The 16,107-nt window shown below is 68.2% G+C and carries 14 protein-coding genes; all 14 read left to right on the forward strand.

Features of this window, described 5'->3' with window-relative positions; translation table 11 throughout:
* Positions 1-2: 2 nt before the first annotated feature.
* Complete coding sequence (gene secF, locus NS4_RS20260) at positions 3-1,211, forward strand: protein translocase subunit SecF (RefSeq protein WP_084487539.1); 1,209 nt, start codon at positions 3-5, stop codon at positions 1,209-1,211.
* A gap of 18 nt (positions 1,212-1,229) precedes the next feature.
* Positions 1,230-2,915 carry an ABC transporter substrate-binding protein gene (locus tag NS4_RS20265; protein WP_063061097.1) on the forward strand — a complete coding sequence of 562 codons (1,686 nt, stop codon included), beginning with the start codon at positions 1,230-1,232 and terminating at the stop codon, positions 2,913-2,915.
* A gap of 33 nt (positions 2,916-2,948) precedes the next feature.
* Complete coding sequence (locus tag NS4_RS20270; RefSeq protein ID WP_063061119.1) at positions 2,949-3,521, forward strand: adenine phosphoribosyltransferase; 573 nt, start codon at positions 2,949-2,951, stop codon at positions 3,519-3,521.
* A gap of 301 nt (positions 3,522-3,822) precedes the next feature.
* A complete protein-coding gene (locus NS4_RS20275; protein WP_063061098.1) occupies positions 3,823-5,400 on the forward strand; it encodes an ABC-F family ATP-binding cassette domain-containing protein in 1,578 nt (525 codons plus the stop codon).
* Positions 5,401-5,576: 176 nt separating this feature from the next.
* Positions 5,577-7,973 carry a RelA/SpoT family protein gene (locus NS4_RS20280; protein ID WP_063061099.1) on the forward strand — a complete coding sequence of 799 codons (2,397 nt, stop codon included), beginning with the start codon at positions 5,577-5,579 and terminating at the stop codon, positions 7,971-7,973.
* 440 nt (positions 7,974-8,413) lie between these two features.
* Positions 8,414-10,060, forward strand: a complete 1,647-nt coding sequence (locus NS4_RS20285; RefSeq protein ID WP_063061100.1) for a cutinase family protein — start codon at positions 8,414-8,416, stop codon at positions 10,058-10,060.
* Between the two features lie 57 nt (positions 10,061-10,117).
* Complete coding sequence (locus tag NS4_RS20290; protein WP_063061101.1) at positions 10,118-11,047, forward strand: DUF8176 domain-containing protein; 930 nt, start codon at positions 10,118-10,120, stop codon at positions 11,045-11,047.
* Between the two features lie 14 nt (positions 11,048-11,061).
* Complete coding sequence (locus NS4_RS20295) at positions 11,062-11,931, forward strand: MinD/ParA family ATP-binding protein (RefSeq protein ID WP_063061102.1); 870 nt, start codon at positions 11,062-11,064, stop codon at positions 11,929-11,931.
* A 64-nt stretch (positions 11,932-11,995) separates the two neighbouring features.
* Positions 11,996-12,661, forward strand: coding sequence for a hypothetical protein (locus NS4_RS20300; protein ID WP_063061103.1), 666 nt, complete (start codon positions 11,996-11,998; stop codon positions 12,659-12,661).
* Positions 12,662-12,757: 96 nt separating this feature from the next.
* On the forward strand, positions 12,758-13,057 hold the full coding sequence (locus NS4_RS20305) for a hypothetical protein (RefSeq protein WP_063061104.1): 300 nt from the start codon (positions 12,758-12,760) through the stop codon (positions 13,055-13,057).
* A gap of 7 nt (positions 13,058-13,064) precedes the next feature.
* Positions 13,065-13,334, forward strand: a complete 270-nt coding sequence (locus tag NS4_RS20310) for a hypothetical protein (protein WP_030521531.1) — start codon at positions 13,065-13,067, stop codon at positions 13,332-13,334.
* 31 nt (positions 13,335-13,365) lie between these two features.
* Complete coding sequence (locus tag NS4_RS20315; protein WP_245665579.1) at positions 13,366-14,016, forward strand: DUF8175 domain-containg protein; 651 nt, start codon at positions 13,366-13,368, stop codon at positions 14,014-14,016.
* Positions 14,013-14,819 (forward strand): DUF8175 domain-containg protein, encoded by an 807-nt coding sequence (locus tag NS4_RS20320; RefSeq protein ID WP_063061106.1) that lies wholly within the window; start codon positions 14,013-14,015, stop codon positions 14,817-14,819. The genes NS4_RS20315 and NS4_RS20320 overlap by 4 nt, the downstream gene beginning before the upstream one ends.
* Positions 14,820-14,824: 5 nt before the next feature.
* The coding region (locus tag NS4_RS20325; protein WP_245665581.1) for a conjugal transfer protein TraG N-terminal domain-containing protein at positions 14,825-16,107 on the forward strand (1,283 nt) is incomplete at its 3' end.

Here is a 16,107-nt window from a genome sequence, read left to right on the forward strand (position 1 = left end):
CGATGAACAGCCCCGTGACGATGGACAAACCCGCCGCGCCGCGCCCCTCCGGCGCCCGGCACAGCTGGTTGAACCGCCTCTACACCGGCACCGGTGTACTCGATGTGGTCGGCAACCGCCGCCGCTGGTATCTGATCACCGCCGGAATCGTGCTGGTCTGCCTGATCAGTATGGCGGTGCGCGGGTTCACCTTCGGTATCGATTTCGTCGGTGGCTCCCGTATCCAGCTGCCGGCAGGTGATGTCACCACCGAGCAGGTGGAGACGGTATACAGCGACACCATCGGTTCGCCGCCCGAATCGGTGCAGACCGTGGGCACCGGCGACGGCAAGACCATCCTGATCCGCTCGGAGACACTGGACGCCGAACAGCTCGGCGCCCTGCAGACCGCGCTGTTCGACCAGTTCCAGCCGCGCGACGACAGCGGGAATCCGAGCCGCAACGCCATCAGCGCCTCCGATGTCAGCGAGACCTGGGGCGGTCAGATCACCAGGCAGGCGCTGATCGCGCTGGCGGTGTTCCTGGTACTGGTCAGCGTCTACATCGCTATCCGCTACGAACGCGATATGGCCTTGGCGGCGCTGGCCGCCCTGGTCTTCGACCTGCTGGTCACAGCCGGGGTGTATTCACTGGTCGGCTTCGAGGTCACCCCCGCCATGGTGATCGGCATGCTCACCATCCTCGGGTTCTCGCTCTACGACTCGGTGGTCGTATTCGACAAGGTCGAAGAGAACACCCGCGGGGTGCTGCACACGAGCCGGCGCACCTACGGGGAGCAGGCGAACCTGGCCATCAACCAGACCCTGATGCGTTCCATCAACACCACCCTCATCGGCGCGCTGCCGATCGTCGGCCTGATGGTGATCGCGGTGTGGATGCTGGGGGTCGGCACCCTGCAGGACCTGGCGCTGGTGCAGCTCGTCGGCACGCTGGTCGGCGCCTACTCGTCGATCTTCTTCGCCACTCCGCTGCTGGTATCCATCAAAGAACGCTGGGGCCCGGTGGCGGCGCATACGAAGAAGGTGCACGCCCGCCGTGCCGCGCAGGCGAGCGGGCGGCCCGTCCCCGGCGGCGACCGGCCCGCGGCGGTGCCGGGCCGGCGCCCCGCGGGCGCACCCGGAGATCCGAATCAGCGCAACCCACGAAGCACCGGGCCCGGCGGGCCTCCGCCCGGCGCCCGCCCCACCGGAAAACGACAGAGGCGGCACTGACAGACGAGGGGTAGTTCGATGCGACACTCATCTCTGCGCCGGACCATCGCGGTGCTCGCGGCCACGGCCGCGGCGGCCGGATTGGCGGCCGGGTGTTCCGGCAAGGACAAGGTGCCCTCGATCGGCTACGCCGTCGACACCACCGTCACCAGCTACAACGGCGGGACCACCGCCGGTGCGGCCGCCGCCCAGGCGGTGTTCGGCCGGGTGCTCACCGGTTTCTTCTACACCGGTCCCGACGGGCAGCCGATCGCCGACACCGATACCGGCACCGCCAAAGAGGTGCCCGGGGAGGCGCAGACCATCCAGTACCGGCTGAACCCCGCGGGGGTCTACTCCGACGGTGTCCCCACCTCGTGCGACGACCTGGTATTCACCTGGGCCGCGCGCAGCGGCCGGTTTCCCGGGTTCGATTCGGCGAGCACGGCCGGCTACGAGGATATCGAGCGGGTGGAATGCCAGCCGGGGTCCAAGGACGGCACCGTGGTGTTCCGGCCGGGCCGTCGCTACTCGCCCTGGCGCACCCTGTTCGGCGCCGGTGAACTGATGCCCGCCCATGTGGCGACCCAGGCGGCGAATGTGCCCGATATCGTCGCCGCCGTCCAGAACGACGACCGGCCCGCCCTGGACCGGCTGGCCCAGTTCTGGAACACCGGATGGAATCTGGCGCCCGGTGATCTCGATATCACCGCCTTCCCATCGTCCGGGCCCTACCGGATCGAATCGTTCGATCTCGACGACGGACTGGTCCTGGTGGCCAACGAACGCTGGTGGGGTGACGCTCCCGCCACCGGCCGGATCGTGGTGTACCCGAAACCGGCCGATATCGCCGCCCATATCGAGGACGGTTCGGTCGCCGTGGTCGATATCGGCACGGGCTCACTGCCGGAGCTGAATCTGGACGCCTTCGCCGTCGAACAGCAGCCCAGCCGCGGGGTGGAGCAGCTGGTGCTCGGTACGGGGGGAGTTTTCGAAACCGATGCCGCGCGGCGCGCGTTCGCGCTGTGTGTGCCCCGCCAGGCGCTGTTCGATCAGCTCGGCCGGGTTGCGGAGGCGCCGGAGACCGGACTGGGCTCCGGCCCGGCGGATTCGCGGATCGTGCAGCCGGACTCGCTGTTCTACCCGGCGGTGACCGGTGCCGCCGACCCGTTCGCCGGCGGTGATGTGGCCGGCGCGAAGTCCGCGCTCGCCGAGACCGGGAAGAAGCAGCTCACTGTCCGTGTCGGTTATCTGGCCCCGGATGCCCGTCGCGCCCGCACCGTGTCCATGATCGCCGACTCCTGCCGAGCGGCCGGGATCACCGTCGAGGACGCCGGCACGCCGGACTTCGGTACCGCGCAACTGGCCGGTGGCGCGGTGGACGCGATCCTCGGCGGCCCCGGCGGACTGCCCGGCCCGGCCGGTTCGCTCGACGGCACCGTCGCGGTGAGCGGACTGCGCAGCGGCGGCGGGCTCAATGTCGGTCAGTTCCGTAACGGCCGCTACGATGCGATCACCGATCAGCTTGCGGCCGACGACAACTCGACGGATCAGCTGAATCTGCTGGCCGAGGCGGAGAACCTGCTGTGGGCCCAGCTGCCGAGCGTTCCGTTGTTCGCGACCCCGCGCACCATCGCCTTCGGCGGCGGGTTGCAGAACGCCGTCGCGGGGCCCACCCGGGCCGGATCCGGCTGGAATATGGACAAGTGGGTTCTGCAGCGCTGAGCTGCGCGGCGGTTGCCGACGATGGAGGTGTGGATGAGCAAGCATGCGGCGGTCGAACCCGCGGACTCGGTGGCCGAAAGATCCGGTCAGGCCGCCGAGATGGTGCGCAGATACACCCGCTGGGCCGACGACTTCCCGGAACAAGGGGTCCGATTCGCCGATCTCACTCCGGTTTTCGCCGATCCCGTGGGTTTTCGCACAGTGGTGGACTGCTTGGCCGCGCTGGTACCTGATGCCGATCTGGTGGCCGGGGTCGACGCCCGCGGCTTTCTCCTCGGCGCCGGAGTCGCCACCACGCTGGGAACCGGTGTGCTGGCCGTCCGTAAGCGCGGCAAACTCCCACCGCCGGTGTTCACCCGGGAGTACGAACTCGAATACGGTACGGCGGCGTTGGAGATCCCGGCCACCGGCGTGGCGCTGGCGGGCCGCCGCGTACTGCTGCTCGACGATGTCCTGGCGACCGGCGGCACGCTGGCCGCGGCGGCCGATCTGTTCTCCGATGCCGGGGCCGAGGTGGTGGCTGCCGCGGTCGTGCTGGAACTCGAGGCGCTGGGTGGACGGGCCCGGCAGGGCGAGTACCCGGTCACGTCGATCGTCACCGTCTAGTCACCCGGCCGCTCGGCGGCGGGATACCGGGCAGTTCGAGACGAGCTCCGAGGTGAGCGCATCGGGTCGCGCACGAGCCACGTGTCGCCGCGACAGGACGGCCGGGGTGCCAGGATCGGGTGCCCGCCTTCCGGGCCCGGGTGACTCGGGCCATAATGTGCTGGCGTTCGCGATGGCCGGCGCGTAGTGTCGCCGGAGTCTTGTTCCCGATGATCGGAGCTGCCGTTGCTCTCATGAGGTAGTCGCTCGTGCGGCCCGCGTTCTGCGCGTCGCCTCCGTATCGATACCTCCAGGGGCAGCCATGGCCGATATTCGTCTTTCCGATCTTTCTTTCACCTGGTCCGACGGGACTCCGGTATTCGACGGGCTCGACGCGGTGCTCACCGCAGGCCATATCGGGCTGGTCGGAGCCAACGGCGCCGGGAAATCCACCCTGCTGCGGCTGATGGCGCGCGATCTGCCACCCGCCCGCGGGTCGATCACCGTGACCGGGAAGCCGGCATATCTGCGTCAGGACCTCGGGCTCGCCGCCGGCCGGCGCGTCGACGAGGTGCTCGATATCGCTGTGATACGAGAAGCGCTGCACCGCATCGAGTCCGGTGACGCCGGCGAGACCGATTTCGAGATCGTCGGTACGCAGTGGGATATCGAGGAACGCGCGGTGGCGATGCTCGGCCGGCTCGGACTCGGCTATCTCGCCGACGGTGTACAGCAGCTGGACCGCCGCCTGGCGACGCTGTCCGGTGGCGAGACCGTACTGCTCGGCCTGGGCGCGCAACTGCTGACCGAACCTGATGTGATGTTGCTCGACGAACCCACCAACAACCTCGACCGGGCCGCCCGCGCCCGCCTCTACGAGGTGGTCGCACAGTTCACCGGGACCGTCGTGGTGGTCAGCCACGACCGCGATCTGCTCGAGCGGATGGACACCATCGCCGAACTCCGCGGCGGCGCGCTGCGATTGTTCGGCGGCAACTACAGCGACTACGAGCGTGCCGTCGAGCAGGAACAGCAGACAGCGCGGGCAGCGATCCGGGATGCCCGCAGCGATGTGCGCAGACAGTCTCGGGAACTGGTACAGGCCCGGATCAAACTCGATCGGCGGCAGCGATACGGGCAGAAGATGTTCGAGAACAAACGCGAACCGAAGATCATCATGGGTCAGCGCAAACGGCAGGCGCAGGTGGCGGCGGGCAAACTGCGCAACAACCACCTGGAGAAAGCGCAGGACGCCGCGCAGCGGCTGGACAAGGCCGAGGAGATGCTGCGCGACGATCGTGAGATCCGCGTCGCTCTGCCCGGTACCTGTCTGCATCCCGGGCAGGAAGTCCTCGATCTGGACGGGGTGGAACTGGCCAACGGTCCGGTGGTGTCCCTCACGGTGCGGGGGCCGGAGCGGCTGGCGATCACCGGCCGCAACGGCGTGGGCAAGACCACGCTGCTGCGGCGGATCACCATGGAACCGCCCCGAGTTCCCTGGCGGCTGCTCCCGCAGCGTCTCGATATCTTCGACGAGCACCGGACCATATACGACAATGTCGCCGACGCCGCCCCGCACGCCGCACCGGAGCGCATCCGCGCCCAGCTCGCCCGGTTCCTGTTCCGTGGTGCCGCCGCCGATGTGCCCGCCGCCGGCCTGTCCGGTGGCGAGCGGCTGCGGGCCGCGCTGGCTGTCCTGCTGCTCGCCGAACCCGCGCCCGGCCTGCTGATACTGGACGAACCCACCAACAATCTCGATCTGGTGAGCCTCGGCCATCTCACGCAGGCGCTCGCCGCGTATCGGGGAGCGTTGCTGGTGGTGAGTCATGATCAGCGGTTCCTGGACGAGATCGGCATCACTCGACAGTTGGAACTGACCTCGGCCGGTCTGCTGGAATGACCCCCGGCCGCGCCGCCGGGCAACGCCGGGGTGCGATCGGGCGTTCTCCCGGGTGGCCCGCGGATATCGATCCATGTCGATGGTGTTGCGGCGGGGGTTTCCCACGGTGCTGTGGGGGTTAAAGTTGGTGGTCTGGAACGTTGCGGTGATCTGCCGCGGCATGGAGAGGTGGTGGCATGACTCAGCATCTGGGCGAGGCGAATGTCGAGCAGACGTCCGGTTCGCAGTCGAAAGGTGCCGCCACCCCCGCCCCTGCCGCCGGTTCGCGCCCGGGGACCGCGCCCGAACCCGACGGCGCTCGGTCCTCGGGCGCGGTACCGAGTTCGGCTTCGCGCCGGGTACGGGCCCGGCTGGCCCGGCGGATGACCGGTCAACGTGGCATCCCGGCGGTCAAACCGGTGCTCGAGCCGCTGGCCACGGTGCACCGCGAGCTGTACCCGAAGGCCAACCTCACCCAGTTGCAGCGGGCGTTCGATGTGGCCGACGAGCGGCACGCGACCCAGTTCCGCAAATCCGGTGACCCGTACATCACCCACCCACTGGCAGTCGCGAACATCCTGGCCGAGCTGGGGATGGACACCACCACCTTGGTCGCGGCCCTGCTGCACGACACCGTCGAGGACACCGGGTACTCGCTCGAGCAGCTGACCGCGGATTTCGGCTCCGAGGTGGCCCACCTCGTCGACGGTGTCACCAAGCTGGACAAGGTGAATCTGGGTGCCGCGGCGGAGGCCGAGACCATCCGCAAGATGATCATCGCCATGGCGCGTGACCCGCGTGTCCTGGTGATCAAGGTGGCCGACCGGTTGCACAATATGCGGACCATGCGGTTCCTGCCCCCGGAGAAGCAGGCCAAGAAGGCACGCGAAACCCTCGAGGTGATCGCGCCGCTGGCGCATCGGCTGGGCATGGCCACCGTGAAGTGGGAACTCGAGGATCTCGCGTTCGCGATTCTGCATCCGAAGAAGTACGACGAGATCGTCCGCTTGGTCGCCGACCGGGCGCCGTCACGTGACACCTATCTCGCGAAGGTGCGCGCGGAGATCGTCAACACCCTCGCGGCGTCCCGGATTCCCGCCACCGTCGAGGGCCGCCCCAAGCACTACTGGTCGATCTACCAGAAGATGATCGTGAAGGGGAAGGACTTCGACGATATCCACGACCTGGTGGGTATCCGGATCCTGTGCGACGAGGTGCGCGACTGCTACGCCGCGGTCGGCGTGGTGCATTCGCTGTGGCAGCCGATGGCCGGGCGGTTCAAGGACTACATCGCCCAGCCGCGCTACGGCGTCTACCAGTCGCTGCACACCACGGTGGTCGGCCCGGACGGTAAACCGCTCGAGGTGCAGATCCGGACCCACGATATGCACCGGACCGCCGAATTCGGCATCGCCGCGCACTGGCGCTACAAAGAGACCAAGGGCCGCCATTCCGGGGACGCCGCCGAGGTCGACGATATGGCCTGGATGCGGCAGCTGCTCGACTGGCAGCGGGAGGCCGCCGACCCCGCGGAGTTCCTGGAGTCGCTGCGCTTCGACCTCAAGGCGCCGGAGATCTTCGTCTTCACCCCTAAGGGTGATGTGATCACGCTGCCGCAGAAGTCGACTCCGGTGGATTTCGCCTACGCGGTGCATACCGAGGTCGGGCACAAATGCATCGGCGCCCGGGTCAACGGGCGGCTGGTCGCGCTGGAACGCCAGCTGGAGAACGGCGAGGTCGTCGAGGTCTTCACCTCCAAGGCGCCCAATGCCGGGCCCAGCCGGGACTGGCAGACCTTCGTCGTCTCGCCGCGCGCCAAGGCCAAGATCCGGCAGTGGTTCGCCAAGGAACGGCGTGAAGAGGCGCTGGAGAGCGGTAAGGATCAGATCAACAAGGAAGTCCGCCGCGTCGGACTGCCGCTGCAGCGGCTGATGAGCGTCGACGCCATGACCGCCGTCGCCCACGAACTGCACTACAGCGATATCTCCGCGCTATACACCGCGGTCGGCGAACATCAGGTCTCCGCGCATCATGTGGTGCAGCGGCTGATGGCCCAGCTGGGTGGGATCGGCGATGTCGAGAACGAACTCGCCGAACGGTCCACCCCGTCCACCACACCGTCGCGGCAGCGGCTCACCGGTGATGCCGGCGTACTGATCCCCGGCGCCGAGGGGACCGTCGCCAAGCTGGCCAAATGCTGCACTCCGGTACCGGGTGACGAGATCATGGGTTTTGTCACCCGCGGCGGGTCGGTGAGTGTGCACCGGGTCGATTGCACCAATGCCGATTCGCTGCGTGCCCAGTCCGAACGCATCATCGAGGTGGAGTGGGCGCCGTCGCCGCATTCGGTGTTCCTGGTGGCCATCCAGATCGAGGCGCTGGACCGCACCCGGCTGCTCTCCGATGTCACCAAGGTGCTCGCCGACGAGAAGGTCAACATCCTGTCCGCATCGGTGGCCACCCACGGCGACCGGGTGGCGATCAGTAAGTTCACCTTCGAGATGGGTGATCCGAAGCATCTCGGGCATTTGCTGAATGTTGTCCGCAATGTCGAGGGCGTCTACGACGTGTACCGGGTGACCTCCGCCGCCTGAGCGTCCCGCCGCCCCGCTGTGGTCGTGATCCTCCCGGGCGTGCGCGTGCGCGCCGTGGCCGGGGGCTCGTGTACTCATGTGTCCGCCGCGGTGGTCCCGGCGGCCGAGCGGTGCGCAGGCGCCGGTCGGTGGTTCCGGGTGTCCCGGTGGTGACCGCTTGCGTTTCCTGCGGATTCTGTCCCGCACCGAGAGCGGAACAGGGGTGTCCCCGGACGTGTTTCGGGGTCTTGGCAGCACTTCCGCGCTGGCCGGAAGAATATAACGTTCGGGCGTCGGCGCGCCGCGTCTCGTACGGATCGTGCTGGCGGGTCGCGTAAACTCTTCGGCGCTTCAGCGGTCATAGCCGGAATCTGTTACCGTTTACTGCGTTTCGTCGCGCTCGGTAACTGCGGTAGGACTGATTGCGGGTCGCTATGGCTGGATGCACAAGATTCTCGGGGATGCTGATCGCATTCACCGTCGCTGTGGCGACGGCGACAGCAGGCACACTCGCCGCTCCCGCGTACGCTCAACCGCCGAATCCGGCGGGTCCATCGACCGAACTCGCGGTGACCTCGTGTCCGGCACTGTACGCGTTGGGGATTCAGGGCACCGGTGAATCCTCGCCGGATGCCGCGCCGACGACCGATACCGGCATGCTGTCCACCGTCTTCCGGCCACTCATGGCCGCGGCGCCCGAGCAGGGGCTGGTCGAGCGTGCCTACGTACCCTACGAGTCCAGCTTCGGCGGGGTCGACGGCGGTAGCGCCACACCGTATTCGGATTCGGTGAAGGGCGGCCTGATCCGGTTGCGCAGTATGGCGAACTCGGTGGCGCAGCGCTGCCCGGAGACCCGCTTCGCGATCGTCGGGTATTCGCAGGGCGCGCATGTGGCCTCGGTGTTCGCGCAGGAGGTCGGCCGGGGGCAGGGTGGCCTGCCCGCGGACAAGGTCGCCGCCGTCGCGTTGATCGGTGACCCGACCCGTAATGCCGGAGCGCCGCTGTTCCCCGGTGCGCCGGGTAAGGCCAACCCCGACCCCGCGCCCGGTACGGAGGGCGCCGCGATCGGGCATATCGCGGCACTGAACCAGACGCCGGCCACCGGCGGTGGTATCGCGCCGGACCGGGACACCGCGGAGAATTTCGGTGCGCTCACCGGCCGGGTGGCCAGTTTCTGCGCCGCGGGCGATCTCGCCTGCGACGCCCCCGAAGGCGCGCCGATTCTCAAGGCGGTGGCCGGTGTCGTGGGGCAGATGAAGCTCAGTGGCGGCGATCCGATCGCCTCGCTCACCTCGATCGCCCAGGCCCTGGCGTTCACCTCGATCAAAACGGCCACCAAGGTGGTCAACGAGGACATCCAGGGCACCTCGCTGGCGACGCTGAACATCTCGCCGAAGAAGTCGATCTCCGAACGGCTGGCCGATGCCGCCGACCCGCGGACCCCGCTGGATATCCCGGGGGCCATGCGAGCCCTGCTGAAAGTGGGCATGATCGGGCTGAACGCGGTGGTCACGGTGGTCCGTACGGTGTTGAACCCCACGGCGATCGCCGAACTGGCCACCGCCGGTCTGGCGAATCCACCGGCGGCGCTGATGATGCTGGGAGTCAAACTGCTGGGAGCGATTCCGCAGCTTGTTCCGCCTACCACCGGTATCCGATTGGTGAGTCAGGCCTTCGACGCGGTCGTCGACAACATCACCGACAACCACGCCCTGCTCGACACCACGACATGGGTGCGCTACTGGGACACCATCCAGCGGCACCAGGCCTATGGCAATGCGGCCATTTCGGCCACCGGTGAGGCGCCCACCCGCTTCATCGCCGACTGGTTCGCCGCCGCCGCGCGGGATCTCGCCGCGGTACACGGCAGCGACAACGAACCTGTCGCGGAAAAGGCGGTACCGCAGCTCCCGAGCAGGCCGGACAGCACAGTTCCCGCTCCGAACGGATTCTCAGGTTCCGATCCCGGCGCGTCGCCCGCGCCCGCTCCCTCCGGTACGGGACAATTCCCATTTGGGACAGGAGTGAACAATGGTGCCCCGGAGGGTCCGGTGACCATCACTCCCACAGCCCGTACAACCGAAACCGACTCGTTCTCCGTGAACTGATCGCCGAGAGGGATCGATGATGCCAGATCACGCGCCCGGCGCCACGGGAATGGGGGAATGTTGAAGTCCTACAAAAAGCTCGATCGATGGTACGGTCCGCTGGAGCCGGAGGGGGCGCGCGACACGGATACCTCGTCCCGCGCGCCCGAGCCCGGCGGTGCGGCCGTACCGGGCGCCGATGACGGCCCCGCCCGGTACCCCGATTACATCGCCGAGGCCGCAAGCGCGACCGCCCGGCCCGATCCGGCACCCGCCGAACTCTCCGGCCGGCGCACCGAATTCACCGGTGGTTGGTCGGACTGGGTGGACGCGCCCGCGGAGGACCGGGACGCGGATCTGGTGCGGTTTCCCTGGACCGACGACGAAGAACTCGCCGAACCCGCGCGGATCGGCCGAACCCCGGCCCGGCTGCGCGATATCGGGGCCGATGACGGCGCCCGCCGGCGCCGTACCGCCGGAGTACTGCTCGCCGCCGTGGTGCTGCTCGGAATCGCCGCCGCCGTGGTGCTGTACCTGCTGGTGCCCGGAACCCCGGGTGCCGCCGGCCCCGGAGCGGCTCCCGACGCGGGCACGGGCCTGCGCTTCACCGCCGGGAGCAGCGGCGCCGATCCCGGCGCCGCGAGGTGTCCGGCCGAACAGACCCCGCAGATGGTGCGTGGCGCGGGGCCGGGCGGGACGAATTCCGGGCCCGAGGCGATTCTGCGCTTCCAATACGCTTACTACGTGCAGCGTTCCGGTGCCGAAGCGCGCGCCGCGGTCGCGCCCGACGCCCCGGTGTCCGCCGCCGAGGTGATCCAGGCCGGTATCGACACCGTCGCGCCCGGCACCGCACACTGCGTACAGATCGTGACCGTGGCCGATGGCCGGTACACGGTCGAGGTCACCGAGTTCCGGCCCGGAGGCGAGCCCGCTACCTACAGCAGGCAAACGGTCACCACCGCGGTGATCGACGGCCGCACCCTCATCACGGGTATCTCGGCCGGATAGAGGAGAGTGCTGCGATGGGAGAGGATTGGAGCCGCTGGCTCGATACCGCACCGGATGCCGAGGTGACGGACGAGGCACCGGGGGAGCCGAAGGCGCGGGTGGTGCGGTTGCCGGGTGGCGTCCGGACCCGCGCGGTCGGCGAGCCCCGGCCGATCCTGGTGGTGGGCGGCTGTGGCGGCGCCGGTACCACGACCACCGCGCTCGGGCTGGCGGGCGAGCTCGGCCTCGCGGGTGTCGCCACGGTCGCGGTGGACGCCACCCCGGCCGGGGGGGATCTGGCCCTGCGCGGTGCCGACGAGCATCTGCACCCGATCAGCATGCAGCAGTGGTTGTACGGCCGCGGCGATGACGAACCGGCCCCGTTGAAGGACTGTATGTCCCGGGCGACCTCCGGGATCGGCCTGCTGTGGCGTGACGCCGCCCCGCTGCGCCGCCGCGCGAGCTATCTCACCGTGGCCCGGGCTGTCGATCAGGCCGGCTACACCGGCGTCTACGACGGCGGCAATCCGATCGCGAGCCGGCAGTTGCGGCCGTTGCTCGATGACGCGGATGTCGCATTGGTTCTGACAATTCCGGCGCGCGTCGACGCGGCCAACCGCCTGCGGGTCACCCTCGAATGGCTCGACGACGAATACGGCGACTCGTCGGAGCCCATGGGCGGCGGGATCGTCGGCGACACCACCATCGTGATCTCCCATCAGCAGCGCGGCGCCGATTCGCGGGTAGCCGACCATTTGCGCGAACATCTGGCCGGCTGGGTCCGCGATATCGTCGAGGTCCCCTACGACCCCCATCTGGCACGCGGCGAACTGGTGCGCCACGTCGCACTCGCCGACGAGACGCGGCAGACCTACGAGCGCCTACTCGCCGGGATGGAGTCATGATGCGAACTCTCCGCCGGCGCTACGGGCTCCGCGGATTACCTGCGGCATCTCGGAGGGAGGCATCATGTCTGTTGCCATGAATCTTCCTCGCCGACCCGACCGTAACGCCGCTGCCGGAGTGGTACCGCCACCGGAATCCCGGCGCGCCGGAATCTGGGACCGTCCTGTTCCCGGCGCCGGCCGTGCGCCGCTGGTGTGGTTGCTGGGTGTCCACGGCGGCGCCGGCGCCAGCTCGCTGGCCCATGTGCTGGCGCCCGCCGCGGATTGTGGCCGGCGCTGGCCCGGTGTCTTCGACCGGGAGTCGCCGTTCGTGGTACTGGTGGCGCGGGAGACCATCGCCGGACTGACCCATGCGCACGATCTGCTGCGTCAGCACCACTCGGGGTTCGCCGGGCCCAGCCAGGTTCTCGGTCTCATCACGGTGGCGGCGCGGCCGGGCCGGATGGCGCCGGAGATCCGCCGCTATCGCGATGTGGTCGCCTCACTGGCCGGCCAGATCTGGCAGGTGCCCTGGTACGAGGAGTGGACGCTGGTCGAACCGGAGAAATTGCCGGTGTGGACGCCGGGTGTCGCGACCTCGCCGCAGCGCCGCCGCCGGATCGACCCGCTCGACGAAGTTCCCCTGGACATCAGGGAACTCGGTTCGGAAATCGTCGCGGCCGCCCGGGCCGCGCTGGAGGAATCGGAGGCCGCCCCCACTCGGGGCCGATCGAGATTCGTAGAGGAGTGATGCCGTGATCGCCGCCGTCGAGCATGTATTCCGTGTCGTGCTCCCCGCGCTCGCGCGGACCGAATGTTGCACCTCAACTATCGAGAAAGGCACCCGATGAGCACCGTACTTCTCGCCGTTGCCCAGGCCTACGACACCGTTGTTGTAGCCCAGGTGGGCAATCCGACGCCCGAGGCGCCGCCCGGGTCGGAGAAGATCCTGCAGCTGGTGCGGTACCTCACCTGGTTCGTCCTGCTGTCCGGGATCTGCGGCATCATCTACGCGGGCGGCAAATTCGCGTGGGAGAAATGGACCGGCGGTGGACTGGAGTCCCCGAAGATGGTGGCCGGAGCGATGATCGGCGGCGTGGTCGCGACCAGTGCCGGCACGATCATGAACGCCGTCATCGGAACGTGAGGTTGTAATGGATCTGGTCGGGGCGGCCGGTGTTCTTGCGTACAAGCAGATGCCGGCCGAAGTTTTGGAACCGTTGATGCAGTTGCTGAACTGGCTGCTCTGGTTCGTTCTCATGGGCTGTCTGGCGTGGATGATCGTTTCGGCCGGAAAGCTGTGGCTGACGTTCAAGGGTGATCTGGCGATGAACGACGCGTCGCACGGGGTGCTCATGAGCCTGCTCGGCGCGATCGTGGCCAGCGGCGCCTCCGGTATCGCCCTGGCGTTCCTGCCCGGATGATCCGGGGCGAGGCGAGGAGAACGACCTGCGCATGAAATCGACCGTGATTCCGGCCCCGCGCCGGTCCGGCCGGCCGTATGTCCTCAGGGCTGCCCATATGCTGTCCGCGCTGCTGCTGGCCGGCGCCGTGGGCTGTGGCGGCGAGGACGCTGCGGCACCGCCCGATCTGTCGGCGCCCCCGACGAATGTGCGCTGGGTGCCGTTCCAGGGCGTATCGTTACCTCATAGCGATCAGGGTCCGACGGCTCAAACCGACGGTGCCGCAACGGGTTTCGAGCAGACCCCGACCGGCGCCGGGGTGGCCGCCATGGTGCACGCCGTGCGCCTGGCGATCGCCGACGACGGACAGTGGTCGAATATCGTTGCCCGGGAAGTGGTTCCGGGCCCGGCGAAGGACGAATGGGCGGTGAACCGGGTGCAGCTGTCCATCAGTGGTCCCGCGGATCCGGTCTACGCGCCACGGCTGCTGGGTTACCGGATCACCGAGTACAGCGACCAGCGCGCGGCGGTGGATGTGTACAGCGAGTACTCGGACAATTCGAGAGCGGTGAACCACACGACAGTGGAGTGGTTCGCCCGGGATTGGAGGTTACGGCTGCCGGATCCGGAATCGACCACGCGACCGATCGACCCTGTGACCGAATTACCCAGTGACACTGTGAAAGTAGAGGCGCCGAAGTGAGCGGGAAGGAGACCTATCAGCGTGACCGCGTCTCCTTCGGAGTCATCGCCTCCGCGGCGGTACTGGCGCTGATCGTGGTGGTCGGTGTCGTCATGTGGACGGGCCGCGACGACGAACCCGTGTCGGCACCGCCGCCCCCGGCCGCGGTGGGTGAGGGCTTCGCCGATCCGGAGGTGGATGTGTTCAACCGGCGCATCGATATCCCCAACAACCCCGCGGGTCAGGTTCTTCCGCAGGACCCGTCACCGCAGCGCAAGCCGACGGACCCCGACTGGCTGACCGCCGCGCCGGCGGGCACCACCGATCCCCGCGGCTGGCAGCGGGTGTACGGGGCCTCGGTGCCGTTCTCGAGTTCCGACGGCCCGAACCGGATCGAGGACGGACTGGCCGTGGGGTATTCGCACACCCCACAGGGGGCCGCGCTGGCCGCGGCCCAGATCACCTACCGGCTGAACGCCCGGCCGGCCCACCGTGATCTCTATGTACGGCAGGTGCGGGTTTCGGCGCAGCAGATCGCGGCCTACGACTTGGCCCTGGAAGCGGATCGGCTGCCCGAACAGCAGCCCGAATCGGTGACCCGGTACCTCGTCGCGTCCGACGCGTTCAAGATCGACGACTACGCGGACGATATGGCGATCGTGCGGTTGGCGCTGCGTGCTCCGGCGCTCGACGCGAAGCCGGTGTGGGTGACATTGCGACTGATCATGGTGTGGGACGCGGGTGATTGGCGGCTCAAGCCGACCACCTCGCCGAACACACAGACCGAGTATGTCGAATCGCTCGAGGGGTGGACTCGATGGTGATTCCGATGTTGGGACGAAATGTGGAAGCTCAGGTAGTGCGCGCAGACAGCCCTTCCGAGCGCGGGGAGCGAACTCCCGCGGTCTCGTACCGGGTGTCACTGGCCAGACGGCTCGTCACGATCCTCGCGGTGATCTTCACCGTGTCGATGGCGACGCCGGTGGTGGCCTACGGTCAGTCCTACGGGTTCGACCAGACCTGTAACGAGATACACGATGCCCTGGACGAGCTCGGCATTCCCGGGATATCCCTCGGCGACGCCGCCGCGGCGGTGTGCAAGGCGGGCAATGCCGCCACCCATCCCGGTGAAGCGGCCACCGCGGTCAAGGACAAGGCTTGGGACTCGACCTTCGGCAAAGTGGTCGATTCGTTGATGAACGGTCTGGGCGAAGCCATCATCTTGGCGCTGACCTTCTGGATGAAGGTACCCAACGAGGTCGCCAGCGATTCCGGCTCGCTGTTCACCAAGATCAACGACTACACGTATCAGATACAGATACTGCTCTTGATGGCCTCCATCATCATCACGGGTCTCAGATTGGCCGAGGCGAGACGCGGCGGCGCCATGCAGGAGGCGGCCGAATCGTTCCGGATGTTCACCCGGGTGGTGTTCAGTTCCTGGATGCTGGGCGCGGTGATCGTGGCCGGCACCGTGGCCTCGGACCGTTTCGCCGAATGGATCATCCAGGACTCCACCGACGGCAACGCCCGCAACATGGCCGAGTTGATGGTGAAAACCAGTAAGCTACAGGCTTTCTCGCCCGGTCTGGTGCTCATCATCGCGATCGTCGGATTGCTCGGGGCGCTGGCCCAGATCGTGCTGGCCATCGTCCGGCAGGGCCTGCTGGTGATCGCGGCCGGTGTGCTGCCGCTGGCGGCCGCCGCCTCCGGCATGAGTACCGGTAAGCAGTCGTATCAGAAGCTGGTCGGCTGGATCATCGCCTTCATGCTGTGGAAACCGGTGGCGGCGATCGTCTACATGATCGCGTTCACCACGGCCGGGCACGTGGACGAGATGACCCCGGCGGGCGGCCTGCCCGAGGCCGAGGAAGCCCAGCGCATGCTGGTGGCCATCGTGCTGCTGTGCAGTGTCGCGTTCGTCCTGCCCGCGCTGATGCGGCTGGTCACGCCGGCGGTCGCCATTGTCGGCAGCGGCGGCTCGGGTCTCACAGCGACCGGTGGAACCCTTATCGCGGCAGCCGGTCTCGGTGCCATGGGCACCAAGGCGGTCGGTGCGAAGGGGGCCGCGGCGCCCGGTCGCGCCGGCTACGTCGGTGGCGCCGCGGGCCC

This window comes from Nocardia sienata NBRC 100364 (genome assembly GCF_001613205.1).
In the GTDB taxonomy this organism is placed as follows: Bacteria; Actinomycetota; Actinomycetes; order Mycobacteriales; family Mycobacteriaceae; genus Nocardia; species Nocardia sienata.